The organism is Azospirillum terrae (assembly GCF_053470425.1).
This window is the reverse complement of the sequence record NZ_JBPXMR010000018.1, coordinates 31,860-54,683: the sequence shown is the minus strand read 5'-3', so window position 1 is coordinate 54,683 and position 22,824 is coordinate 31,860. Positions and strand designations below refer to the sequence as shown.

Sequence of the window (22,824 nt, the reverse complement as noted above, 5' to 3'; positions counted from 1 at the left end):
CTACGCCTCCTCGATCTCGGGGTTCGGGTTGCGCAGCCGTGCCTGATAGGTGGTGCGCGGACGGGTGTTCAGCTCGGTGAGCACGCCGTAGTCGAGCGGGCTCGCCTTGCGCCGCCGCACCGCGCTGTCCGGGTCGTTGGCGTCGCCGAAGACGATGGCCTCGGCCGGGCAGGCCTGCTGGCAGGCGGTCTTCACCTCGCCGTCGCGGATCGGCCGGTCCTCGCGGTCGGCGGCGATGCGCGCCTCGCGGATGCGCTGGATGCAGTAGGTGCACTTCTCCATGACGCCGCGCGCGCGCACCGACACGTCGGGGTTCCACGACATCGGCAGGCGCGGATCGTCCTGCGAATAGTTGAAGTAGTTGAAGCGGCGGACCTTGTACGGACAGTTGTTCGAGCAGAACCGCGTGCCGATGCAGCGGTTGTAGACCATGACGTTGAGCCCGTCGGTGTCGTGCACGGTAGCGGCGACGGGGCAGACGACCTCGCACGGCGCCTTCTCGCAGTGCATGCAGGGCATGGGCTGGAAGATCGTCTCCTCCGGCGCCTCGGCGGCACCCGCGTACCAGGTGTCGACGCGGATCCAGTGCATCTGCCGGTTCCGCAGCACCTCGTCCTTGCCGACGATGGCGATGTTGTTCTCGGCTTGGCAGGCTGCGGTGCAGGCGCCGCAGCCGATGCAGGAATTGAGATTGATCGCCATGGCCCAGGCGTTCCGCGGGTAGTCCCAGTCGGGATAGAGCGACCGCGTGGGCTCCGGGCGCTGCGCGAAGCGGGGATTCTGCCGGAACGCCTCCAGCGTCGCGGAGCGCGCCGCGTCGGTGTCGTCGATCATTTGGTGGTGCTGCGTGTCGGCGAGCCGGTGGCGGTCGTCCGTGCCGCGCAGGTCCAGGCCGTCGGCGCGCCAGAGCGACGCGCGGGTGCGCAACCGGAAGGCGTCGAAGCCGACACCCCGCGCGATCCGGCCGGCAACGCGGCGTCCGAAGCCGAAGGGCAGGGTGACGCAGTCCGGTGCGTGGCCCGGCACCACCCAGACCGGCGCCCGAACGGTTCCCGCCGGGGTCGTCAGCGCGACCACCTGTTCGTTGGCAAGGCCGAGCCGCCGCGCCGTCGCCGGGGCGATCAGCGCCGCGTTGTCCCAGGTCAGCGTCGTGAACGGGCGCGGCAGCTCCTGCAGCCAGCCGAGATTGGCGTAGCGGCCGTCGCGCAGCCACGGGTCGGGCCGGAACAGCGCGGTGAGGGTCCCGGCGGGCGGCGCCTCTGCCGGCGGCAGGCGCCCGGCGAGATCGGCCATCGGCGTCGCCTCGACGGCCGGGGCGGCGCTGTCCGCCACTATGCCCGAACGGACGGACTCCGTCCAGAACGCCTCCGCGTCGCCGGCGCCGCGTTGCGCGGCGGTACGCATCCAGGCGTCGCGGACGATGCCGTAGCCGTTGGGCCGCGGCTCGCCGTCCAGGATCGCCAGGATCTCGTGCGGCGACCACCCGCCCCACAGCGGCTGAATCTGCGGCTGCATGAGGGTGGCGGTGCCGTCGAAGGCGCGGGCGTCGCTCCAGCATTCGAAAACGTGCGCCTCCGGTACGTGCCAGGTGCTCAGCATCGCCGTCTCGTCGATGTGCGTGGCGAGGTGCACCGACAACGGCACCCGGCGCAGCGCGTCGGCGAAGGGAAGGTCGGCGGGCGCGGTGAAGGCCGGGTTGACACCGAGCATGACCAGCGTGTCGACCTGCCCGCCGTCCATGTCGGCGACCAGGGCGGCGAGCGAGGCGGCGTGGTCGACCGGGTCGGCCTCCACCGGCTCGATGTAGGTCAGCGTCCGGCCCGGCGCGCCGAGGGCGGCGTTGACGGCGTGCACCAGCGCGTGCACGGCCGGCGGCTGGGCCGGGCCGGCGTGCACCAGCGCCGCGCCGCGGTGCGCCCCGAGGTCCCGCGCCACAGCGGCGACCCAGGACGGCCCCTGGCCTTTCAAGTCCGCCGGGCCGGCGCCGAGTTCGGCCGCCAGCGCGCGCACCGCGCGCTCGATCTCGTCGGGCCGCGTGACGAAGCGGTGGTCGGCGCGGGCGCCGGCCAGTGTCGGGACGCTCTCGACGGCGTACAGCCGGCTCATGCCGTCGGGATTGCCGTCCTCCGGCGCGCGGCGGCGGCGGGCGAAGTTGCGGGCGTAGCGCAGGTGGCCGGGGGCGGACTCGAGAAAGTCGCTCTCGACCGCGAGGACGACGTCGGCCTTGTCCACGTGCAGTACCATATCGGCGGGCCGCCCGAAGGCAAGCGCGGCGCCGGCCCGCTCCGCGTCGCGCCCCTCGGCCTCCCAGCGGTGCCATTGCATCTCGGGGAAGCGCTGTTTCAGCGCCGCCATCTGCCCGGCCAGCGTCGGCGAGGTGACGGCACCGCTCAGCACGCGCAAGCCCCGCCCACCGCGGGACTGCAGGAGTGCTGCGCGCTCGGCCAGGGCCGTCACGAAGGCATTGGTGCTGCCGATCCGGCCGCGCTGCAGGACGGTCTGCGAGCGGTCCGGATCGTACAGGTCGAGGATGCTGGCCTGGATGACGGGATCGAGGGCGCCGAGGCTGGCCGGATGGGCCGGGTTGCCCTCGACCTGGACCGGTCGGCCCATCTGGTGGACCACCAGGACGCCGTCGGCGTAGCCGCCGCGCGTCACGGCGGTGGCGAAGCGGCGCGCCACGCCGGGGACGACGCCCGGCGGCAGCACGACGTAGGGGACGGCCTCGTCGGGGACCGTCGTCGGCCCGCAGGCGGCAAGCCCGCCCAACGCGAAGGAGGCGCCCATCAGCTCCAGGAGCCGCCGCCGGCTGAGCCGTGCCTCCGGCAGCGCCGGCAGGCCGGGGAATTCCCGCTGGAGCATCTCCAGCACCGCCGGATCCCGGGTCAGCTCGCCGATGCTGCGCCACAGCGCGCGGCCGCGCTTGCCCTCCAGGCGGCGGGCCAGCGCCGCGCGGTCGATGTTTGCCGGGGCGGAACTGCGGTCGTCGGTCATCGGTGGCACACCGAGCAGTCGGAGAGGGTTTCCGGATGGATGTGGTAGCTGGCCATCAGCTGCTCGCCCGACGGCGTGCCGGGGGTCCTCTTCCAGTCGGGATTGAAGACCTGCTCGCGCGGGCGGAGGTTCGGGGCCGGGTTGCGGTGGCAGTCGAGGCACCAGCCCATCCGCAGCCCTTCCCCCTTCCAGGTGAGCGGCATGGTGTCGATCGGCCCGTGGCAGGTGGTGCAGCCGACGCCCTTGGCGACGTGGATGCTGTGGTTGAAGAAGACGTAGTCGGGCAGCGCGTTGACCCGGTTCCAGCGGATCGGCTCGCCGCGCGCCAGGCTCTGGCGGACCGGGGTGAGCACGTCGGCGTTGGTCCAGATCTGCGAATGGCAGGTCATGCAGACGTGCGTCGGCGGCAGGCCGGCGGTCGCCGACACCTCCACCGACGTGTGGCAGTACCGGCAGTCGAGCCCGAGCCCGCTCACATGGTGCTCGTGGCTGAAGGGAACCGGCTGCGGCTGCGCGTAGCCGACCTTAGTGAGGTAGACGATCCTTGGGAAGACCCAGCCGCCGCAGACCAGCGTGATCAGCCCGGCGGCGGCCGAGTACAGGACCACCTTGGTCACGAGGTTCGCGGTGGGACCGAAGACCGCTGACATAGTCAAAATCCGCTGCGATGGGCGGGAGAGGGGCCGCCATCCGGGCGCGCGTTCCGTTGCGCCTTGACGCGATCCTCTCTGGACGTTCCTCCCTCCAATTCAAAAGCCGGGGTCGGGTTCCATTGCACCGCGTCTGGGAGCGCTTCGCCTGATCCGGGACGCTCCGGCGTCCTGCCGCGCTTTGCGAGACCCGGACCCGCCGGCATCCTGCAGGCAGACGGACGCGGCGACCAATCCACCGGCGCCACTGATCACGCAGCCTTGCCGAAGTCGAACTCCAAACCTGGCTGCCGCATTCGCATTGACTCGTACCGCGGCACCGGTCAGCGTTCGCCCCGCAGCTGCCCGCCCCGTCTTACAACCGGCGAAAGCCTCATGCCCAGTCTGTTCAAAAAGTCCGATCGAAGGTTCCGTCTGCATCGCTCCCGCCGTATCTGGCTCTCGCCGCAGACATGGCGGAAGCGGTTTGTCTTCATCGGCGGCGCCGTGGCCGTAGGGGTCGCGGCCGTGCTCTTCGCCAGGGCGGCGGATCAGGCCCAGGACCTGTTTCGTACCATGGTCGCGGAGCGCCCATGGTTACCGTTCCTCCTCACGCCCGTGGGGCTTGGGCTGTTGGCGTGGCTGACCTCCCATGGGTTCCGTCAGGTGTCGCGCCAGGCCTGAGGTGACGGTGCAGGGAGTCCGAAGAGCGGGTGCGGTGACTTACGCGACGGTGAGCATGTCGCGCAGGGCGGTGACGCGCTGGACATGGATCGCCCGTCGGCGCGCTGCTGGGACGTGCTGCTTGCGCCGGGTTGTCGGGCGCAGGAAGTTGCGCACCTCGTCGTGAGCCCGGCAGAACCGGGCGGCGCTGACCGGGGACTTGAAGCCGCGCATCGGCCGGGTGCGGCCTTTCACTCCGCGGTGGTCTTGCTCCAAATGGTTGTTTTTGTACTTCGAGGTTACGGTGCTCAACATCCTCGCCGAACACCTCCTGGAGGGCCGGCGGGTAGCCGGAGTGCTTGTCGGAGGTGATGGTCTCGGGGATGATCCCGGTCACCTCGATCGCCGAGCGGAAGAACGCTTCGGCCGCGGCTTGGTCGCGCGTTGGGCTGAGGAAGACGTCCACCAAGTTGCCATCGCTGTCGATGACCCGGTACAGATACTGCCACTGGCCGGCGACCTTGAGGTAGGTCTCGTCCACGTACCATGAGCAACGGCGCCAGCTTGCCCTCCTACTCGCGTACCGCCTCATGACTAAAGACCAGCCCGCGCAACAGCAGGATTTCGGCCAGATCACGCAGGCTCAGCTTCAGGCGCAGCCGCCACAGGACGATCAGGAAGACGACGTCCGAAGGCAGCTGCAGCCGGTTCAGCACCGAGCCGGTCCGTTCATTGAAACCACGCTTGCATTCCCGGCAGAGGAAGCGCCGATAGCCATGGGCTGTCCGATCCAAACGCTCGGTCGTGCTCGCCGACTGGCAGTGTGGGCAACGCATCCCTCTCCTCCTCGCTGAGAGGGGCGATCTGGGGAATGGCCAAGCTCCCGGCAACGTGGCGCGAGCCCTGAAAGAACCGTTCCGCGCATCCTATCTGACCCGCGTCGCCGCGGCGGCAGGTGTGTTCTGGTTGGCGTTCCTGTTCTCGCTTGGCGCGATGGACTACCTGACCCGGCGCGACGTTCCCGCGGGCGCCCTGTCCGCCCCGACCGGCCGCGAAGGGCACGGCTGAGCAAACAGCAGAAGGCTGCGAAGCGGGCGTAACCGCGCGGGCGGAGCCGGCGCCGGCCGGCATACTCTACATCGCTTCCTTGATGCCGCGGCGGATCAGCCACCAATTGACCGGATAGGTGGTGGCGAGGCCCAACAGCATGGCGATCTGCATCATGAACCAGAAGGTCCAGCTGGTCGGTTCCAGCCCAGGGAACAGCAGCTTCTGCGTCACGGCCATCCAGCCGAACATACCGACCTCGTAGGCCACCAGCGACAGGGTATCGGCCTTCACCGCCGCCCACAGACCTTCCCAGAGCCCCAGCCCGCGCATCGGCGCAATGGAGAAGTACTGGAAGAAGATGCCAAAGATGTATGCCAGAGCGAACGCCACCATGTACTTGCTCAACAGCGGGGAGTCCAGCAGTGCGATCCCGCCGAGGAAGACCAGCCATTCCCCAATGAAGTCGCCCACCGCACAGCCGGCGCCGCAAAGGGTCGAACCGGTGAGCGCTACCTGCCAGAACGGTTTGTCGGGCCGATTGTGGCCCTCCTTGCCGCCCCCCCCCCGCGTCTTCGGCCGCCTTGCGCCCGATCGCCCAATAGGCACATAGGCCGAGCGGCCCGGCGTAGAGCGCGGACAGCGGCCACACCAAGTTCATGATCCACATGCGTTTGCGGGTGGCGGACGAGATCGACCGCGGTCGCCAGAGCGCAGACCAGCGCCAGGGCGACCGCGATCATCGACAGGATGTGCAGCCAGCTCGAAACCGCCGCCGTCACTTTGCCGTGCCCGTGGCCGCCGTGGTGTGCTGCGTACCGGACGCGCCGGTGGTGCCGGGCTTCATGGCGCCGCCTTCGACGAGGTTCGGGTTTTCCTTCGCCAGATGCGCAGCCAGCATGTCGGCCTTGGCGAGATGGTCGCGCAGCGTCGGCAGGGTCTGTTCGGCGAAGCGCTTCACCGCGTCATGCTTGCCGGACTTGGCCTCCTGCTCGAACAGCGCGACGGCGTTCCGGTGCGCTTGCTTCTGACCGCCGATGTAGTGGTAGTCGAAGGTCCGGCCGCTCAGCTTCTGCAAGTCTTCCATCTGCACCTTGTCCGCTGCGTCGAGGTCGTGCGGCAGCGCGAGGTTGCTGCCAGCGGCGATCTTCTTCAAATGCTCGTTGGCCTTGCCGTGGTCCTCGACCATGCGGCGGGCAAAGTCCTTGACGCCCTTCTCCGACGCTTTCTGTTCGGCCATCTTGCCCATCTGGACCTCGGCCATGCCGCTCAAGGCGGCGGTCTTCAGGAACTCCGTTTCCTGTGTGTTCAGTGCGGCGTGAGCACCGGCCGTCGAAGGGGTGGTTGCACCGGTGCTCTGCGCCATGGCCGGGGCGGTCAACAAGACCGCCACGCAGCCAAGCGTCATCGGCAGGGAACGCATGGATTCCTCCTGATGCTCGTTGCATGACGGTCCGTCAACTCACCGGCCCGGCCGCGGTTCCTCATCAGCCGCGTCCCGCCTCGGTGGACACGGCCGTGAAGCGCTGCTGGCCGGTAGCTCGACCGCGACCACCAGCGCACAGCATTAAATCGCGCACATATGTGCGGAACTGCGGAACTCGCTCCACGGAGGTCCCGTTGGACTCCGTGACAGGAAGCGACAGCTCGCAGCCTGCCGATCCCACGATCACCATCGCAAACACGCAGGGTTCCGGCATGTCCACATCCTTCAACGAGGAACTGCTGACGTGCATCCCGGAACTGCAGCGCTACGCCCGCAAGCTGGCGGGCGATCACGCAGCCGCGGAGGATCTGGTCCAGGACTGCCTGGAGCGTGGGCTGAGGAACGCCGACAAGTTCGAGCCGGGCACCAACCTGGAAGCCTGGCTGATGACGATCCTCAAGCATCTCTTCTTCACCGAGTGCCGGCGTTGCCAGCGGCGCCCGCATGTCGAACTGGACGAGCATGACAGCATCGTCCCTCCACCGCAGATCGCGAGGATTGCCCTCGACGAGGTCGGAGAGGCGATCAGTGCCCTCCCGCCGCGCCAGCGCGGCTTGATCGAACTGGTGACCATCGACGGCGTGTCGTATCAGGACGCCGCGCAGCGCCTGGGCGTGCCGGTGGGGACCATCCGCTCGCGCCTCTCCCGCACCCGGGAGCAGATCCGCCACAACATGGAGCGGCGACGGCGCATCGAACGCCCCCCCCGCGCCGCGCGCCTTCCCGCCGCCTCCCCGCAGCGGGTCCGCTCCCCCGCCGTCCATACCGGCGGTGTCGTCGGACACGCCCACTCCCGCGCCTGCCGTGCCCCGGCAGCGCCCTTCCGCGCTGCCGGCGTGTCTGGCGCCGCAGCCCGGCCGTCTCTTGCCGGGCATCGACCGCGTTTTCAACACCGCCTCGGCTCCCCGATGGGAATGGCCGTGGCGTGGGCCGGCGCGGGAGACCATCCGCAGCCGAGGGCCGCCGGCCACTCCCACGCGTTCACCAATGAGGGTCATGCTAGCCCGCTGAGAAAGGATTCATGCCGAAGGGCTCATCGGAGGGATCGACGACGGTCGTCTACACCGCCGTAGCCGCCAATCTGGCGATCACTGTCACCAAGTTCGTGGCCGCCGTCCTGACCGGCAGCGCGTCCATGCTGATCGAGTTTGTGCACTCCGTGGTGGACACCGGCAACGAAGCGCTGATGCTGATCGGCGAGTCGGCGCAGCCCCACCTCGTGAAGGGCGTGCGCGCCATCCTCGAGGCCAAGCCGGTGGTCGAACACGTGAACGAGGTGCTGGCGATGCACCTCGGCCCGGACACCGTAGTGGCGAACCTCAGCCTCGACTTCCGCGACGACGTCGCCGCCGGCCACGTCGAGGAAGCGATGGCGCGCATCGACCGGACGGTGAAGGCCCGCTACCCGGAGATCCGCCGCGTCTTCACCGAGTTCCGCTCCGCACGGGTCGGATGACATGCTCGGTCCCTTCGATCTGATTGCCATCCTGCTGATGCTCGCCGCCGCGTTCTGCTTCATCAATCACCTGTGGCTGCGGCTGCCGGGCAACGCGGCCCTGTTCCTCCTCGGCCTCGCCTTCTCCCTGGCCATGATGGGCCTGCCGCATCGGACACCCTGGCGGTCGGCAGCTGGCTGCGCCACGTGACCGAGCAGGCCAACCTGCCCGAGATCCTGCTGACCGGGATCCTCGGCCTGCTGCTGTACGCGTCGGCGGTCAACGAGGAGTTGGACCAACCGCTGCGGCGAAAATGGACGATCCTCGTGCTTGCCACCGTCGGCGTCGCCCTGTCCACCGCGGCGGTGGGCCTCGGAATGTGGCCGGTGTATCGCACTTTGGGTACGCCGGTCCCGCTGATCTGGTGCTTGGTGCTGGGTGCCGCCATCGCGCCCACCGATCCCGTCGCGGTGCACGGCATCCTCCAGCGCTTGCCGGTTCCCGACACGCTGAGGACGGTGGTGTCGGGCGAAAGCCTGTTCAACGACGGCGTCGGCGTGGTGGCGTTCACCACACTCCTCCATGTGGCGACCGGAAGCGAGCGGGACCTCGGCGCGGCTACGGCCGCCGTCACCTTCGTGCAGGAGGCGCTCGGCGGCGCCCTGCTCGGCCTCGTCCGTGGCTGGGTAGCCCACAGCGCGAAGACGAAAGTTCGGTGGAGCTGATGATCTCGCTGGCGCTGGTGATGGGAACCTACGCCTTCGCCCGCGCGATCGGGGTATCCGGCCCGATCGCCGTCGTCGTCGCCGGCCTGCTGATTGGTCACACGACGGAGCGGCACGTGCAAAGCGAGGAGAGCCGCCGCAACCTGGATGTGGTCTGGACGATGGTCGATTCCGTCCTCAACGCCGTGCTTTTCCTGCTCATCGGGCTGGAGGTAATGGTGGTCATCACCTGGACCGGACCGAGCTTCGGCGCCGCCGCCCTGGCCATTCCGGTGGCGCTGGCGGCACGCATCCTCAGCCTGACGCCCGCGCTGATCATGCACTTCGGGTCCAACCGCAAGACCGGTGCGCTCGCCGTGCTCACTTGGTCCGGGCTGCGCGGCGGTATCGCCGTCGCGCTGGTCCTCTCGCTGCCCTGGAACGAATACTGCGACCAGATGCTTGCCGCCTGCTACGCCATCGTGGCCTTCACCATTCTGGTCCAGGGCCTGACCTTGGACCAAGTCGCGCGTGTGTTCTACAGCGATCCGCGGTGACTTAGCCCTTCGGCAGGGAGTAGGCGATGACCGAATCCCCCGCCTTGGTGCCGAGCGGACCGTGTCCGCCCGCGACCACCAGCAGGATCTGCCGGCCGCCGGGCGACCGATAGGTCATCGGCGTCGCCTGTCCGCCCGCCGGCAGCTGGCTTTCCCAAAGCTGCTCGCCGGTGGTCACGCGGTAGCCGGTCTTCTCGCTGTTGGTCTTCACCCGCGGCGCCGGCTGGCTGTCCTGCATCTCCTTCACGTAGGCCAACGCCGCGCTCAGCCGCTTGGTCTCCACGATCGCCGTGTGGCTGACCCTCTGGTCCTTGTCGAAGGCCGTGTAGGGCAGCGAGATCCCCTTCCAGCGCACCTCCAGCCGGCCATCGGCGAAGGCATAAGTGTCGACGTACTGATCCACCAGCCCGCGCGTCAGTTCGGTCTCCTCCAGCATCAGCCGCTTGCGCTCATAGCACAGCGTCAGCTGCCGGCCGACATGGCGCCGCTCCCGCCAGCACAGGATGTCGCCCAGACGCTCGCTGGCCACGTTCAGCGGCCGGTGCAGATCCTCCGGCCGGGCAGGGGACACCGCAAAGCGCGCGTTGAAGCGCTCCATGAAGCCCGTCAGGAAGGCGTTGCCCGCCTCCATGCCCGCGATCCCGGCCAGCCGCAACTCCTTGACCAGCCGGTCCTGCAAGGTTCGGTTCACCCGCTCCACCCGGCCCTTGGCCTGGCTGGAATTGGCGCACAGGATCTCGATGTTCAGCTCCGCCAGCGCCCGGCCGAACTGCGTCATGCCCTGGCCGCCCTTGGCCTCCGTCTTGGCGACCCGGAACACCGAGTGCTTGTCGGAGTACAAGGCCACCGGCCGGCCGTGCGCCGCCAGATAGCCCTCCAGCGCTTCGAAGTAGGAAAAGGCGCTCTCCGACGCCACGAAGCGCAGCTGCATCAAACGCCCGGTCGCGTCGTCGATGAACACCAGCAGCGTGCACGGATCGGCCCGGTCCTCGAACCAGCGGTGCTCGCTGCCGTCGATCTGGATCAGCTCGCCGCAGCGTTCCCGCCGCAGCCGGGGCGGGTGGAACTGCCGGCGCTGGCGGCGCGACAGCCACAGCCCAGCCTCCACCATCCAGTGCCGCAGCGTCTCGCGCGAGACCTCCAGCCCGTGCTTCTCGGCCAGCATCTCCGCCGCCAGCGTCGGCCCAAAGTCCCGGTAGTGCTTGCCCACCAGCTCCAGCGCCCGCTCCCGTACACCCGCGCCAAGCCGGTTGTTGGAGGGCCGGCCGCGCGCCTGATGCGCCAGCGCGCCGGCGCCGCCGGTGCGATAGCGCCGCAGCAGACGCCAGACCTGCCGCTCGCTCACGTCCAGGACCGAGGCCGCCGACGCCGCCGTCCGGCGCCCGCCCAGAACCTCCGTCAAAACCTCAACCCGCTGAAGATCCCGCTCGTTCATCGCCACCCAGCCCACCGCCAGCCTCCCAGCCGTAACTCCGACCAGGAACTGACATTTCTGCTTTGCCAGATCGCGACATTCTAACTTTGCGCCTACACATTCTTATCGCATAATATGGATTATGGAAAATACAGATACCATTATGCGTCCATGTCCAGTGTGTCCACTGCGGTGGTTAATCCGGATGCGTAGCGGTCAACCGCGGCGCTCTGGCTTAGTATGGACACCATGTCCATTGCGAGCCACCGCACGCCGTTGCACCTCGTTCGGATCCGGATGCCCGACGAGCGCCGGAATTGGACCATCATTGACGGCGCCGGGGAAACCGTCGCCGATTTGAGGCACTGGATCGTTCACCTGGAGCAGACGCACTGCTCGCCGAACACGATCCGGGCCTATGCGCGGCATGTGGTCGATCTGGCCAACTATCTGGCTGCCAACGAGTCGAGCTTGGCGCGGATCACCGTGCCGCTCTACGACGATTTCCTGCGCTGGCGTGCCGGCGCGGTCAAAGGCTCGTTGCCGAGCCCCAAGGTGGTCCGGTTCGCTCCGCGTGGTACGGCAGGCCTCTCGCCATCGACCCGGAACCAGATCCAACTCGCCGTCAAATCGCTCTATCGGTTTCTCTCAGGCCGGGACGCCTTCGAGATCGACTCCCGCGACGAACTGAAGGTGTTCGACGGCCATCGCACCTACAAGCCGTTCCTGGAACACATCAACCAGCGCCGAACGACCCGCCGCAAGGACCGCTATCTCAACGGGGATCTCGGGCGCGTCACCCGGCGCGTCCACGACCACCGGCTGCTGCCGGATCAGGTCCTGGAACTCGTCCATGCGTGTCATCTGCTGCGCGATGCCTTCCTGATCGTCCTGCTCTACAACACCGGCATGCGCATCGGCGAAGCCCTGGGTCTGCGTCACACCGACATCGATGTCAAAGAAAAGGTCGTCTGGGTCATGCCCCGCGACGACAATGAAAACGAGGCCAGAGCCAAATCACGGCGCGTGCGGGCCATTCCGGTCCACGACTACGTGATCAACATGTACGTGGACTACCTGACCAGCAGCGAGTATCTGCCGGCGTTTGAGTCCGGATCGGAATACGTCTTCTGCAACGTCAAGGCCGGGATCTGTGGACGGGCGCTTTCCATCTCCTATTCGAAGAAGCTGTGCAGCTACCTGAAGCGCCGCACCGGCGTCGCTCTGCATTGGCACGTCTTCCGCCACACGCACGCCTCCGAGGCGATCGCCGACGGCTACAGCCTGCTGGAGGTCGCCGAGCGGCTCGGCCACGCCAGCCCGCAGACCACCGCCGACTTCTACCGGCATCTCTTCTCGGCCGAGGTCCGCAAGCTTTATCTCACCGGCCCGCAGCGCGTGATGGAAAGGCTCGACCAGATCCGCGAGGCCGAACTCATGGGGAGGAACTTCCATTGGGCGTGAAGCCCCCTACCCGCCCCTGGCCGTCGTTGGCGGCGCCGACGATGCGCTCGACCGCTACGGTGCCTATCTGCGCCAAGGCATCGCCGGCTACTCCCCCAAGCTCGTGGAGGAGGACGTCTGGAGCAACGACCTGCTGATCGAGGTGTTCGGCTTTCCCTGGCCCTGTGGGGCACGCCAGGGTCGAACGCTCACCGGCCCCACCCGTGTCGTGGCCGACGAACTAAAAGCGTATTTCGCAGCCTCCCTTGCCGACGAGCGGAAGCAGCAAAAGGACTGGTTCTGGCGCCGCCGCGCTGTTGCCGCCTTCGTAGCCGAGTGCGGCGCTGAAGTTCTCGCCTCCTTCGGCGTGGAATGCTTCGCCGACATCCCTCATCCACTCTTCTCCCTGTCCGGCAACCTGCCCTTCGCCAAGGCGGACGGAAATACACACAACGGCCGCTTTCTCGATCTTTATGCGGAGTGGTATGCGATCACCTTCGCTCGAAGAACCAGCCAGACCGTTTCCTATGTCCGTGCCGGGCAGGTGGTTGAGAAGGCATACCGCGCTCCCGAGATCCTGCTGTCCGGCGACCTCCATCGCTTCCTCGTGGTGCACAAGGAGCAGATGAAGCCGTTGCGAGACCGCGACATCCTCTTCATCAACGACCTCTACAGCGAGGAAGACACCCGCTTCCGGGACCGGCAAAAGCAGAAGGACAAATTCCTCAATCTCCACAAGTTTCCGGCCTGGATGCGGCCTGCTGTGCGGGCTCACATCCTGGACAAGGTTGAGCACGGCGAATTGGCTCCGAGCACCTTGGTATCCTACATCGGGGCATTCTCTTATTTCCGCGACTTCCTGTATGAGCGCTTTGAGGATCCGAGTCCGGCGGTTATCACATCCGACCTGATGGCCGAGTTCCTCGCCTGGGGAAACCAGCGGGAAGCCGCAGGGAAGAACTGGTACACCAACGTCGTTCAGCTCCTCACTGCAGCTCCCAGGCTGCTTGGAGAGGAATGGCCCAGCATGGCGCTCGACAAGCGCGCGGCGCGCAAGATCCAACGGCGGCAGGCGGCCGACGCCAACTACCGCCTCTACGCCTCGAAGGAAGGTGCGAACCGCGCCGCATCGGAAGCAGCCATCCGCGGCATCTTCGAGCACCTCGACGACCTCCCCGCCCCGATCCCGGCGATCTTCGTTGTTGGCGTCGGCGCCGGCATCCGGGTCGAGGACCTTCACGCGCTGCTGTTCGATTGCCTGAAGCCGGACGCTCATGATGAGCGCTTCATGATCCTCACGTTCTGGCAGAACAAGGTCAGCCGCTGGAACCACAAGCCGCTTCTGAAATCCGACCCTCTGCACCAAGCCATGATCGACGCCATCGAGGGGCAGCGCTCCGCCATCCGGCAACGGCTCGGGCGCGACACCAAGTACCTGTTCCCGACCTTCTACGGCCGGCGGGAGTCGTTCCTCGACAGCCGCTACACGGTGACGGAACTCAAGAAGCTCTGCCTCCGGCACAGCATCCACGGCGACGACGGCAAGGTGTTCGACTTCACCTGGCACCCCATCCGCCATCACCGCGGCACCCAGATGGCGCTGGAGGGCCACGATATCTTGAGCATCATGCTCGAATTGGGCCACGGCTCGCCTGACATGGCGACCTGCTACGTGAACAAGCGGCTCGAACTCAGGAAGAAGGCGCTGCTGGAGAAGGGCGGCGGGCGGTTCTACACGATCGAGGGCCGGGTGGACGCCAAGGTAGGCGAGTTGCTGGTTCGCAAGGAGCAAATCATCGCCACCCGCGTCAGCGGCGGAGCTTGCACCCTGCCGGGTCAACTCGGCGAGTGGTGCGAACACGCCCACGCCTGTCTCGGCTGCCGGCACTTCCGAGCCGATTCCGGGGACTACGAGTATTTCCGCTGCGAAAAGCACAAGCTGCTGACGCTGATCGAGCAGCAGGAGGCCGAGATCCGCACGTTCGATGAGAACGGACAGCGCCGTTTGGCCGACATCACCAAACGCCGGCAGACGCGCAACAAGAACGCCGCCCCAAGCGCTGACAACATCATCCGCGCCATCGAGCGCGACGGCAGCTACACCGGCACCGAGCACAACTTCCTGCGGGCACCTGGATGATGGAGTGGGCCAATGCCTGAGACGACCGCCTCCCCCGCCCATCCCCGAACCGACGCGCTGAATGCCGTTCGCGAGACCCGGAGCCGCGAGAAGCGGCAAGCCGTTGAGGGGGCGATCCGCCAGCTCCGGGATGCCCGCCAAGCGGTAATGTTCGTAGCCGTGGCCCGCCTCGCCAAGGTGAGCCGCCAATACCTCTACAACAACTTCTCGGATGAGATCAGCGACCAACGTTCCACATCGCGAGCGGTCGTAGAAATCATCGAGGGCGTTGCCGTGCCCTCCCGCACCCCCGAAGAATATCGGCACGTCGAGGCCGCCTTGCGGAACAAGCTCACCCGGCTGGAGGGCGAGGTGACCGCCCTGCGCAAGCGGCTCCGCGAAGCCGAGGGCGTGGCTGAGCGGGAGCGCGGCAAGGCCGAATACTGGCGCGACCTCTACAGCCAAGCACGGCCGAACGCCCGCTCCTGACGCTCGCCGCACGGCTCGTTGAAGATCGGGCACCGCCTCAGGTGGCCGGGCTCCGCCGGCCACCTATGGAAAACGAACACCGGAGGCGCGCGCAGCGGTCAAGGAGGCTCCGCGCCCGCAGGGCGTGGATGCCTTGACGGCGAGCACGCCGCAGGTACGGAGAACCGTAACGGCAAGGTCACCGCTGCCCTGCCGCTTTCCGTAAGGAACACGTCAGAGGCAGGCGGGCCGGAACTCCCCTTTAATCTCTGTAATGCGTCCCTTCTCGGCGCGCCAGGAAACAAACCACTGATCCAAACAAATAAACAATGACCTCTTCAATACTGCCATATGCGAAGAACCGACACCTCCCCAGGTCGGCACAAACCCCTGTCTGGAAAGCTCGCGGATCATATCACCTTCACTTGACCCAACTGGGAAGTGGTTTTGGGCACGGATATTAAATTGCCGATTCGCCTCTCCTGTGAAATTGGAAAGGTTATCTGCAAGCGGCGGGAGCTTCTCCTCCCATAGCATCACTACGGTGCAAGTTGCCAGCAGCAATACCAAGCCGAGCGAGGCAAACTTTATGATCCGCCACCAGTTCCAACGCTTAATGGGTATTGGTGCGTCTACCATGTTGCTGGACATCGAGTCCTCCGGTGGGGCAGGACCATCGGAACAATTCAACCATAGTGTCTCAGTTTTTCCCGTAACGGTAGGCGCACAAACGGACTATATACGCAGAATCCCGATCAACTTCTGATAGGTGATCGGCGCCTCCGGACAGGCCGAGCGCACAATAAGGTACGATGGTTGCGCTTGCTCGGCGCGAAGTGAGCCGCCTTCGGCGGCTTGCGCTTCGCACCTGCGCGAGCGCCCTATTCACACGATCTGGACACGCCTCCGCCGCGCAAACCAAAGGCCATCAACGGGTTGGGCACGATCTGGTATCTATACATGGAAAATAATGGGCGCTCTGCCTTTGCCCAGCCCAGTTTCGCCACACCCGTGCCGGCAGCTCATGCCCCATTGGGGACGGTACGATCTCACCTCATTCCGGGATGAGAGCGGCGGCTTGGCGTTCCCGTGCGTCGGCGCTCCCAAAGAGCCCCTCTTTCACGTTCGCCCTGTCTTCCGCATTGCGGTTCTGGCTCATCTTCCGTTTGGCGTCGATCCGGGTGATGGGCAGCCGCACACCGACGATGCCACGCAACTGCGCCTGGATGAAATCGGCAGGCGCATCGCTGACGGCCCAAGGCCGAGGGTGCGACGCTTCGTGGAGATCCGTCAGGCGCGTGACGACGGCGAGAAGCCGGTCGGCATCCTGGAAGAATTCGACCGGACCGTAGGCGTGGACCGCCACGTAGTTCCACGTCGGAACGACCTTTCCGTCCCGGCTCTTGCCCTCGTACCAGGAGGGGGTGACGTAGGCGTCCGGCCCCATGAAGATCGCCATGGCCTCCCCCACCGGCGCTTCCCCCCACTGGGGGTTCGCCTTCGCCATATGTCCATAGAGCGTGCCCATCTCGCCCTCGCTGGCGTCGAGGAACAGGGGCAGCGGCGTGCACACCAATCCGTTGGCCGTCGCCGTAACCAGATTGGCAAGCCCGGCGGCTCGCATCGTCTCATGGATGAACGGCAGCTCGGTCTCGCGGAACGCAGGGGGGATATACATTCGGGCCTCCTTGATGGGGTGGAGTTTGCCCCAGAACTGGTCCACACTGAATGGCCAGTTTTCACTCTTTCAAGTGGTCCAGGTGATGCTCGCGTTCCGGCAGCCTTACGGAACTTGGGAATATTGGTGCCCATCCGGCAGCAGCATCGTCGAACTGGGAACGGTGCGCGGCCTCGATGTGGCGTTGCCAGTCCATTTCCACGAAGAAGACCAGTTGACGTTCGTCCTGTCGGGAAGACGCCGATTTGTCATCGGCGCTGAGGTGTTCGACGTTGTCTCCGGCCAGGGCATGCACATCCCTGCGGGAACACCTCACTGCTCGCTGTCCGAGCCGTCAGAAATTAACTGCATCAACATATACACGCCATCGGGCGCCTACGCGGCACGCGACGCGATCTCCAGTCTGGCTCGTCACTGGCGAAGGAAGGGGCATATCAGCTGGCCCGACCTCACGATCATCGTCGAAGATCACAGGTTCCTTCCTGAAATCATTGCGAGCCCGACGGGCGATCTTTTGAACAGCGAACCGTGGGAAACGGTGAGCCAGGCGGCACAACGTGCCGGCATGAGTCGCGAGGGCTTTTCCCGCCAGTTCAGACGACGTCACGGCATGCCGCCGCACGCGTTCTGGCTGCTGGAGAAACTGAACGACGCACGACGACTGCTTCGGACGGGCGAGCCCATCGCGACAGTCGCCGCGGAAACCGGCTTCTCCGACCAAAGCCATCTGGGCCGCTGCTTCCGACGCGCGTTCGGCGTTACACCGGGTCGATACCGGGCGGGGTAGGTCACATCCGTTCCAGACCGCTGCCGCCCAGAGCTGCTATCCATCCGCCCAAGAGCGCCGCACGGAATGGTTCCGATGCGAGCCCACGCTTTTGCTTGGGAGCACGGCATGACAGCTGCTTGGTCCGCATTTTCATACCTCCTGGTGGTCGGCGCCGGGGTGAGCGTTTCCCTGCAACAGGTCTTGAACGCCAATCTGCGGGCCGAACTCGGGTCGCCCTGGTGGGCGGGCTTCGTCAGCTATTTCGTCGGCATGCTGGCGATGTTGGCGGTCGCACTGACCTCCCCTGGCCCGCGGTTGTCCGACACGCTCGTCGGGTCCACGTCGTGGCTGTCGTGGACCGGGGGGCTTTTCGGCGCGATGTTCATCGGAACCGCCATTCTCATGGTCCCGCGCCTCGGCGCCGCGACGGTGCTCGCCTTGGTCGTCGTCGGTCAGATGCTCGGCTCGCTCGCCTTCGATCACTTCGGCCTGCTCGGGCTTGCATATCACCCGGTGAGCCCTACCCGGCTGGCCGGCGCGGCCTCGCTGATCCTGGGCGTCGTCCTGATCCGCTTGTAGCGCCTGGAGGTCATACTATGGCTATGGCGCTCCTCATCCGGACGGACGGCCAAGCAAAGACGCGAGCTTGGCGGCAAGAACACAGGGCAATGCAATGGCGGCAAACAGCGCCATGCCGAGAGGCCAAAGATTGCCCAGCTCGCCATTGCGCAGACACATGGCCAGGAACTGTGATTCAAAAAGAACCAGCGCCCATCGCCATGGACGATCGGGGTACGAATAGCCTAGAAAGGCAGATATGAGGATGGCCGCTGGGTAGGCGAATACCCAATATGCAGACGCATCCCACGGTTCGCGCTTGCCCGTAAACAGCGACACGATGAACCAAAGTGCCATGCCGGCTATGACTGCAAGCAAGACTGGAACGATTGCTCTGCGAGTGGGCATGAGCCGCCTAACCGCTGTTCAGACGCAGAAACGCCGGGGAATTGGTAATCAACGTATCCCGGATGGGTAGAATACCCCCTCCGGTGGCGTCCTGGAAAGCCACTCCGCTCCATTCTGCTGCGGCCAGGACGGATTCTGTTGTAGCGTTCGCAAAGCGCTGATTTGGTTGACATTGAACCGTACGACGAAAGAAACTGTCAGCACCATGTCCTTTATGCCTTTGAAACGCCGGGATCTCCTGGCCGGCTGCGGCGTGCTGGTGCTGATGCCGGCCGTTGGCCGGGCGCAGCCGATGACCGCGCGCCGGCTCCAGCTGCGCAACGAGCACACGGGCGAGACCTTCGACGGCCCCTACCGCGATGCGGACGGTCCCCTGCCCGACGCGATGGCCGACCTCGCAAAGGTTCTGCGGGACCATCACGCCAACAAGATCGGCCCGGTGGATGTCGGAACGCTCGACCTCCTGGCCGACATCATGGAAGCCGTGGGACACAGCAAAGCAACCGTGCTCTCCGCCTTCCGTACGCCCGAGACGAACGCCAAGCTGGCGAGCAAGGGCCTTGGGGTGGCCGAACACAGCCAACACCTCCTTGGCAAGGCGCTCGACGTCACCTTCCCGTCGCGACTGCCCGACGCACATCGCAAGGCGCTCGACCTCAAGCGCGGTGGTGTGGGGTGGTACCCGCGCTCCTTCTTCCTCCACATCGACACGGGGCCGGTGCGGAGTTGGGAGATGTTCGGCGGCGATCTGAACAATCTCTTCGCACCGGGGGTCAGGGGCCGCCTTCGGACGGTCGCCGACCGTATGAGGATTCACCGCGCGATCGCCCGCCGGCACGTGTCCGCGGGCCGCTGACTGGCTCTAAAGCACGGCCGAGGCCGCCGTCCTGAACATGTCCGCTTTACTGAAAGTAGGCGGCAATCGTGCTGAACAGTTCCTTGTTCGTATAAGGCTTCCGCAGGATCGGTATCGTCGTGTCGATGTTCTTCGACTGCAACGCCTGACGATCATAACCGGTGGTCAACAGCACCTTGAGACCCGGACGGATCCGCTGTGCCTGCTGCGCCAACTCGACGCCGTGCATCCTTCCGGGCATGACGATGTCGCTGAACAGGAGGTCGATGTCCTTCGGCTGGGACAGGATGTCCATGGCTGCCTGGGCATTCTCGGCCTCGCACACCTCATAATCCATGCTGAGCAATTCGACCACCAGCATCCGGATCATCGGATCGTCTTCAGCGACTAAGATCGTCGGCATTCTTACTCCAGGCAACAGTCGTATCTTGGCGGTGGGTCAGGCGCTCACCACCCTCGGCCACGCCAGCACGTTCGACGGACGCGCGCGGGCTGGGCCGAGCATAGCATGAACTTTGCCGGCGATGTCCGCCGGCAGGAACGGCTTTTTGAGAATCTGGTCTGCGCCGACGGCATCGAAGAAGGCCTCCGATTCCGTGTATCCCGTGATGAACAGGATCGGCAGGTGGGGCCGCAGATGGCGCGCGCGCGTGGCCACCTCGGCCCCGTTCATTCCCGGCATGGCGAAGTCGAGCACCAGCAGGTCGGCCTCCTGCCCGCACTCCAGCATGCCCAAGGCTATCCGCCCGCTGGCGGCCTGTGCGACCTGATAGCCAAGGTCCATCAGGCAGGTCGCCGTAAAGGCGCGGACATCGGAATCGTCATCGACCAACAGAACCGTGCTGCCGCTTCCCAGCTGGGTGATCGCGCGGGTCGCCGGCGCCTCCGCCACGACGGCCGGAGCGTCGGCGCGCCGCAGGAACAGGCGGACCGTCGTGCCGCTCCCGATAGCGCTGGAAATGGTCACGGTTCCGCCGGATTGCTTGACCACCCCCTCGACCATGCTCAGGCCGAGGCCGCTTCCGTGCCCGACTTCCTTGGTCGTGAAGAAGGGCTCGAAGGCACGGGCCAGCACGTCCGCCGGCATGCCGGTCCCGGTGTCGGCGACCGACAGCAGGACGTAGTCGCCGGCCGGCACGTCGTCCGGGATGTCCGGGTGCCCCTGCGGCAGGTTCGCCGTCTCGATGGTGACGCTGCCGCCGAGTGCCACGGCATCGCGGGCGTTGATCGCCAGATTGAGCACGGCCAATTCGACCTGATTCGGATCGGCGACGGCCGGCCAGAGATCCGGCGCGGGCAGTCGCTCGATGCGGACGGTGCCGCCGAGCGCCCGCAGCAGCAAATCGTCCATGCCGGCCACCAGATGGTTGATGTCCACCGGCTTGAGCGCGAGGTGTTGCTTCCGGGAAAAGGCGAGGAGTTGCTCGGTCAACGCCGCGCCGCGTCCGGCGGCCTTGATGGCGTTCTCCAGCAGCCGGACGATCTTCGCGTCTTCCGAACGGCTGCGGGCGAGGTCGATGTTGCCGATCACGGCGGTGAGCAGATTGTTGAAGTCGTGCGCGATGCCGCCGGTGAGCTGGCCGATGGCCTCCATCTTCTGCGCCTGCTGGAGGGCGGCCTGGGCCTGAAGCTTTTCGTCGGTCGCCACTTCCAGGTCCCTGGTCCGCTCCGCCACCCGCTCTTCCAGGGTGTCGCGGGCGCGCTGGGTTTCGGCCAACGCTTGGGTGAGCGCCTCGGTGCGCTCCCGCACGCGGTCCTCCAGCACTTCGTTGGACCGGGTCAACCGGTGCGCGGCCTCGGCGATGCGTCCGTAAAGGACGCCGATCTCGCGCAGGTAGACCATCAGCAGGAAACTGGCCGAGAGCAGCGCCTCCAGCCGTCCGAAGGTCCAGCCCACGGAACCGCGGGCGGCGCCGAGCAGGGTCAGGCCATTGTCCAGGATCAGCGTGAACAGGGACACCATCAGCCAGAGATGGAGCACCGTACGCCCGCGCGTCGTCCACCACAGCACGCCCAGCGCCAGCACGGTCAGCCCCTCGACGGCCGGCCCGACCCCGGACGTGGTCAGCTGCCAATAGTCGTCGCCGTTGACGATCGCCGGCAGCGACGCGACGAGTTGGGTGACGACCCCCGAGGTCGTGGCGATCAGCGCCAGCACGGTCGCCACCACGGACCAGATCAGCAGCTTGACCTGATTGGTGTCGCATTGGCGCCCGGCGCCGCGCCGCTCGGCAATGGCGTAGCCCAATGCGAAGACGGGCGGGCCGATGTGCCAGAACGTCCATAGCCAGCTCGTGGTCTCCGGGCCGCTGCCCAACAGCCGGCCCGGTGCCAGCATGTTCGGGAAGCTGAGCAACTGGAGGAATAGGATGACCGCCGTATAGAGCGCACCGGCGCCGACCCACAGCAGCGAGAGCACGCGGGTGCGCCGGAAATGACTGAACAACAGGTACGTGGTCAGCGCGTAGGCGATGATGACGGTGGTCTGGTAGATCGGCACGAAGGCCGGAACCGGCGCATGGACGTGCGTGGCGAAGGGCAGAAGTGCGGCGGTGACGGCGGAGAACAGGACGCACAGGATCGCCGCGGCCCGCCGCTGGCCCGCTGTCGCCGACGCCGTGGCCAGCGTCAACTCCGTAACCGCGGTCGAAGGTTCCGTGCATGCCACCATGACGCCGCTCCCCTGTGCCAAGCCGGTAGGGGTAGCCGCACCCCCGCGAATTGGGGGTATCCTGAACCAGCGCGGTGCCTTCTGGAAGTGTTTGTTTGCTAATTATCGGCCTTCCGCCCATCGGCCATGCCGGCGACCTCACGCTTGAGCTTGCCGGCAATGGCTTGAACGAAGTCCGACCAGTCTTCAACGCTTCGGACGGAGGCACCGGAGCCGCCGATCACGCGCTCCGCGAAATATGTGCCGAGCCAGGGAACGTCGTCGAGGATGACCAAACCGTTGATGGTGATGCCCTCGCCGACGACGCGGTCGCGCGCGATCTCCGGGAGCACCCCGACATTGTTGTAGCCGTTGCTGACGATGTCGATGACCCGCCGGGGCGCCGTCGGCGTGACAGCGGGGAAGAGTGCCGCGGCGTGCAACAGCGCCGCGCCGATTCCGGTGCTGCCGGCGCGTGCACGCCGCGGCGCCGCGTCGATCGCGGCCGCGAAGGCTTCACCGCTGCCGGCATCGGCGACGGCAGTCCATGGGACGAGCACCTCCAGCGTCGTGGGGTCCGACCACGACACCAGCGTGGCCGCGATCCTGCCGTTCTGACCGGCGCGGATCATCTCCACGATGGCCGGATCGCGAAAGGCGGCGGCATGTCCGCCGAGTTCGAGTTCGAACATGGCGCGGTCGATGCTTGCCGATCCGTCGACGGCGAGCACAAGTTCCAGGTCGACAGCCGGCTGGGCGACAGCGGCACTGACCCAGAAGAGAATGGCGGCGGCAACTCCGGTCGGCACCGACATGGCAGGTCTCCCCCCAGTCATGTAGGGCGTGTCCGCTCCATTGGTTCTGCCGGGCGAGGCCCATGGCCGCAAGAGCTTCACCCGGAAACTCGACACCGGTGCCGGCGAGCGGCCGGATACAGGCCCGGCG

General features: G+C 66.4%; 24 protein-coding genes and 2 pseudogenes. 13 read left to right on the top strand and 13 right to left on the bottom strand.

Going from position 1 to position 22,824, the window contains the following annotated elements:
• On the bottom strand, nt 1–2,994 hold the full coding sequence (locus ACSVDD_RS27205) for a TAT-variant-translocated molybdopterin oxidoreductase (RefSeq protein ID WP_448192564.1): 2,994 nt from the start codon (nt 2,992–2,994) through the stop codon (nt 1–3).
• Nucleotides 2,991–3,644 carry a cytochrome c3 family protein gene (locus ACSVDD_RS27200; protein ID WP_448192563.1) on the bottom strand — a complete coding sequence of 218 codons (654 nt, stop codon included), beginning with the start codon at nt 3,642–3,644 and terminating at the stop codon, nt 2,991–2,993. The genes ACSVDD_RS27205 and ACSVDD_RS27200 overlap by 4 nt, the downstream gene beginning before the upstream one ends.
• 375 nt (nt 3,645–4,019) lie before the next feature.
• Between ACSVDD_RS27200 and ACSVDD_RS27195 the strand changes: the two genes are divergently transcribed.
• The gene (locus ACSVDD_RS27195; RefSeq protein ID WP_448192562.1) at nt 4,020–4,307 is read left to right on the top strand and encodes a hypothetical protein; all 288 of its coding nucleotides are present in this window, start codon (nt 4,020–4,022) and stop codon (nt 4,305–4,307) included.
• A gap of 39 nt (nt 4,308–4,346) precedes the next feature.
• Here ACSVDD_RS27195 and ACSVDD_RS27190 read toward each other — a convergent pair.
• Nucleotides 4,347–4,878 (bottom strand): annotated as a pseudogene (locus ACSVDD_RS27190) (IS6 family transposase).
• Complete coding sequence (locus tag ACSVDD_RS27185; protein WP_448192561.1) at nt 4,859–5,122, bottom strand: transposase; 264 nt, start codon at nt 5,120–5,122, stop codon at nt 4,859–4,861. Before ACSVDD_RS27185 ends, ACSVDD_RS27190 begins: the two are co-directional and overlap by 20 nt.
• 55 nt (nt 5,123–5,177) lie before the next feature.
• Between ACSVDD_RS27185 and ACSVDD_RS27180 the strand changes: the two genes are divergently transcribed.
• Nucleotides 5,178–5,354, top strand: a complete 177-nt coding sequence (locus ACSVDD_RS27180; RefSeq protein WP_448192560.1) for a hypothetical protein — start codon at nt 5,178–5,180, stop codon at nt 5,352–5,354.
• Nucleotides 5,355–5,420: 66 nt separating this feature from the next.
• Here the strand turns inward: ACSVDD_RS27180 and ACSVDD_RS27175 are convergent, their stop codons facing one another.
• Nucleotides 5,421–5,942: a DUF4396 domain-containing protein gene (locus tag ACSVDD_RS27175; protein ID WP_448192559.1), complete on the bottom strand. Its 522-nt coding sequence runs from the start codon at nt 5,940–5,942 to the stop codon at nt 5,421–5,423.
• 169 nt (nt 5,943–6,111) lie between these two features.
• Entirely contained in the window at nt 6,112–6,756 is a 645-nt protein-coding gene (locus tag ACSVDD_RS27170; RefSeq protein WP_448192558.1) for a DUF4142 domain-containing protein, read from the bottom strand.
• 206 nt (nt 6,757–6,962) lie between these two features.
• Between ACSVDD_RS27170 and ACSVDD_RS27165 the strand changes: the two genes are divergently transcribed.
• The 5 genes from ACSVDD_RS27165 to ACSVDD_RS27145 are packed head-to-tail and all read left to right on the top strand — an operon-like array spanning nt 6,963 to nt 9,516.
• Nucleotides 6,963–7,892, top strand: coding sequence for an RNA polymerase sigma factor (locus ACSVDD_RS27165; RefSeq protein WP_448192591.1), 930 nt, complete (start codon nt 6,963–6,965; stop codon nt 7,890–7,892).
• Nucleotides 7,841–8,275 (top strand): cation efflux transmembrane domain-containing protein, encoded by a 435-nt coding sequence (locus ACSVDD_RS27160; RefSeq protein WP_448192557.1) that lies wholly within the window; start codon nt 7,841–7,843, stop codon nt 8,273–8,275. Before ACSVDD_RS27165 ends, ACSVDD_RS27160 begins: the two co-directional genes overlap by 52 nt.
• A gap of 1 nt (nt 8,276) precedes the next feature.
• Complete coding sequence (locus ACSVDD_RS27155) at nt 8,277–8,465, top strand: hypothetical protein (protein WP_448192556.1); 189 nt, start codon at nt 8,277–8,279, stop codon at nt 8,463–8,465.
• On the top strand, nt 8,462–8,980 hold the full coding sequence (locus tag ACSVDD_RS27150) for a cation:proton antiporter domain-containing protein (protein ID WP_448192555.1): 519 nt from the start codon (nt 8,462–8,464) through the stop codon (nt 8,978–8,980). Before ACSVDD_RS27155 ends, ACSVDD_RS27150 begins: the two co-directional genes overlap by 4 nt.
• Complete coding sequence (locus ACSVDD_RS27145) at nt 8,980–9,516, top strand: cation:proton antiporter domain-containing protein (protein ID WP_448192590.1); 537 nt, start codon at nt 8,980–8,982, stop codon at nt 9,514–9,516. The genes ACSVDD_RS27150 and ACSVDD_RS27145 overlap by 1 nt, the downstream gene beginning before the upstream one ends.
• A 100-nt stretch (nt 9,517–9,616) precedes the next feature.
• Here ACSVDD_RS27145 and ACSVDD_RS27140 read toward each other — a convergent pair.
• Nucleotides 9,617–10,966, bottom strand: a pseudogene (locus tag ACSVDD_RS27140) (ISNCY family transposase); the annotation flags it as partial.
• 204 nt (nt 10,967–11,170) lie between these two features.
• Between ACSVDD_RS27140 and ACSVDD_RS27135 the strand changes: the two are divergent.
• From ACSVDD_RS27135 to ACSVDD_RS27125, 3 genes are all read left to right on the top strand, one after another.
• Nucleotides 11,171–12,394, top strand: a complete 1,224-nt coding sequence (locus ACSVDD_RS27135) for a tyrosine-type recombinase/integrase (RefSeq protein WP_448192554.1) — start codon at nt 11,171–11,173, stop codon at nt 12,392–12,394.
• A gap of 103 nt (nt 12,395–12,497) precedes the next feature.
• Nucleotides 12,498–14,513, top strand: a complete 2,016-nt coding sequence (locus ACSVDD_RS27130) for a tyrosine-type recombinase/integrase (RefSeq protein WP_448192553.1) — start codon at nt 12,498–12,500, stop codon at nt 14,511–14,513.
• Between the two features lie 12 nt (nt 14,514–14,525).
• Complete coding sequence (locus ACSVDD_RS27125; protein WP_448192552.1) at nt 14,526–14,981, top strand: hypothetical protein; 456 nt, start codon at nt 14,526–14,528, stop codon at nt 14,979–14,981.
• 213 nt (nt 14,982–15,194) lie between these two features.
• Here the strand turns inward: ACSVDD_RS27125 and ACSVDD_RS27120 are convergent, their stop codons facing one another.
• A complete protein-coding gene (locus tag ACSVDD_RS27120) occupies nt 15,195–15,611 on the bottom strand; it encodes a hypothetical protein (protein ID WP_448192551.1) in 417 nt (138 codons plus the stop codon).
• Between the two features lie 403 nt (nt 15,612–16,014).
• Nucleotides 16,015–16,638 carry an FMN-binding negative transcriptional regulator gene (locus ACSVDD_RS27115; protein ID WP_448192550.1) on the bottom strand — a complete coding sequence of 208 codons (624 nt, stop codon included), beginning with the start codon at nt 16,636–16,638 and terminating at the stop codon, nt 16,015–16,017.
• Between the two features lie 85 nt (nt 16,639–16,723).
• On the opposite strand from ACSVDD_RS27115, the gene ACSVDD_RS27110 reads away from it, so the two are divergent.
• Together ACSVDD_RS27110 and ACSVDD_RS27105 are read left to right on the top strand one after the other, a co-directional pair.
• On the top strand, nt 16,724–17,425 hold the full coding sequence (locus ACSVDD_RS27110; RefSeq protein ID WP_448192589.1) for a helix-turn-helix domain-containing protein: 702 nt from the start codon (nt 16,724–16,726) through the stop codon (nt 17,423–17,425).
• Nucleotides 17,426–17,533: 108 nt separating this feature from the next.
• A complete protein-coding gene (locus ACSVDD_RS27105; RefSeq protein ID WP_448192549.1) occupies nt 17,534–17,986 on the top strand; it encodes a DMT family transporter in 453 nt (150 codons plus the stop codon).
• A gap of 33 nt (nt 17,987–18,019) precedes the next feature.
• Here the strand turns inward: ACSVDD_RS27105 and ACSVDD_RS27100 are convergent, their stop codons facing one another.
• Nucleotides 18,020–18,322 carry a hypothetical protein gene (locus tag ACSVDD_RS27100; protein ID WP_448192548.1) on the bottom strand — a complete coding sequence of 101 codons (303 nt, stop codon included), beginning with the start codon at nt 18,320–18,322 and terminating at the stop codon, nt 18,020–18,022.
• Between the two features lie 223 nt (nt 18,323–18,545).
• Between ACSVDD_RS27100 and ACSVDD_RS27095 the strand changes: the two genes are divergently transcribed.
• Nucleotides 18,546–19,229: a YcbK family protein gene (locus ACSVDD_RS27095; RefSeq protein WP_448192547.1), complete on the top strand. Its 684-nt coding sequence runs from the start codon at nt 18,546–18,548 to the stop codon at nt 19,227–19,229.
• A gap of 46 nt (nt 19,230–19,275) precedes the next feature.
• On the opposite strand, the gene ACSVDD_RS27090 is transcribed toward ACSVDD_RS27095, so the two are convergent.
• From ACSVDD_RS27090 to ACSVDD_RS27080, 3 genes are all read right to left on the bottom strand, one after another.
• Nucleotides 19,276–19,632: a response regulator gene (locus ACSVDD_RS27090; RefSeq protein ID WP_448192546.1), complete on the bottom strand. Its 357-nt coding sequence runs from the start codon at nt 19,630–19,632 to the stop codon at nt 19,276–19,278.
• A gap of 36 nt (nt 19,633–19,668) precedes the next feature.
• Nucleotides 19,669–21,900 (bottom strand): MASE4 domain-containing protein, encoded by a 2,232-nt coding sequence (locus tag ACSVDD_RS27085; protein ID WP_448192545.1) that lies wholly within the window; start codon nt 21,898–21,900, stop codon nt 19,669–19,671.
• Between the two features lie 98 nt (nt 21,901–21,998).
• A complete protein-coding gene (locus tag ACSVDD_RS27080; protein WP_448192544.1) occupies nt 21,999–22,694 on the bottom strand; it encodes a DUF1194 domain-containing protein in 696 nt (231 codons plus the stop codon).
• Nucleotides 22,695–22,824 lie beyond the last annotated feature (130 nt).

Bases quoted from the DNA above. Each gene is read 5' to 3' on its own strand.
- ACSVDD_RS27200 (WP_448192563.1), bottom strand. From the start codon at position 3,644: ATGTCAGCGGTCTTCGGTCCCACCGCGAACCTCGTGACCAAGGTGGTC.
- ACSVDD_RS27120 (WP_448192551.1), bottom strand. From the start codon at position 15,611: ATGTCCAGCAACATGGTAGACGCACCAATACCCATTAAGCGTTGGAAC.
- ACSVDD_RS27170 (WP_448192558.1), bottom strand. From the start codon at position 6,756: ATGCGTTCCCTGCCGATGACGCTTGGCTGCGTGGCGGTCTTGTTGACC.
- ACSVDD_RS27160 (WP_448192557.1), top strand. From the start codon at position 7,841: ATGCCGAAGGGCTCATCGGAGGGATCGACGACGGTCGTCTACACCGCC.
- ACSVDD_RS27155 (WP_448192556.1), top strand. From the start codon at position 8,277: ATGCTCGGTCCCTTCGATCTGATTGCCATCCTGCTGATGCTCGCCGCC.
- ACSVDD_RS27125 (WP_448192552.1), top strand. From the start codon at position 14,526: ATGCCTGAGACGACCGCCTCCCCCGCCCATCCCCGAACCGACGCGCTG.
- ACSVDD_RS27145 (WP_448192590.1), top strand. From the start codon at position 8,980: ATGATCTCGCTGGCGCTGGTGATGGGAACCTACGCCTTCGCCCGCGCG.
- ACSVDD_RS27105 (WP_448192549.1), top strand. From the start codon at position 17,534: ATGACAGCTGCTTGGTCCGCATTTTCATACCTCCTGGTGGTCGGCGCC.
- ACSVDD_RS27090 (WP_448192546.1), bottom strand. From the start codon at position 19,632: ATGCCGACGATCTTAGTCGCTGAAGACGATCCGATGATCCGGATGCTG.
- ACSVDD_RS27195 (WP_448192562.1), top strand. From the start codon at position 4,020: ATGCCCAGTCTGTTCAAAAAGTCCGATCGAAGGTTCCGTCTGCATCGC.
- ACSVDD_RS27080 (WP_448192544.1), bottom strand. From the start codon at position 22,694: ATGTCGGTGCCGACCGGAGTTGCCGCCGCCATTCTCTTCTGGGTCAGT.
- ACSVDD_RS27135 (WP_448192554.1), top strand. From the start codon at position 11,171: ATGGACACCATGTCCATTGCGAGCCACCGCACGCCGTTGCACCTCGTT.
- ACSVDD_RS27205 (WP_448192564.1), bottom strand. From the start codon at position 2,994: ATGACCGACGACCGCAGTTCCGCCCCGGCAAACATCGACCGCGCGGCG.
- ACSVDD_RS27100 (WP_448192548.1), bottom strand. From the start codon at position 18,322: ATGGCACTTTGGTTCATCGTGTCGCTGTTTACGGGCAAGCGCGAACCG.
- ACSVDD_RS27115 (WP_448192550.1), bottom strand. From the start codon at position 16,638: ATGTATATCCCCCCTGCGTTCCGCGAGACCGAGCTGCCGTTCATCCAT.
- ACSVDD_RS27110 (WP_448192589.1), top strand. From the start codon at position 16,724: ATGCTCGCGTTCCGGCAGCCTTACGGAACTTGGGAATATTGGTGCCCA.
- ACSVDD_RS27185 (WP_448192561.1), bottom strand. From the start codon at position 5,122: ATGCGTTGCCCACACTGCCAGTCGGCGAGCACGACCGAGCGTTTGGAT.
- ACSVDD_RS27085 (WP_448192545.1), bottom strand. From the start codon at position 21,900: ATGGTGGCATGCACGGAACCTTCGACCGCGGTTACGGAGTTGACGCTG.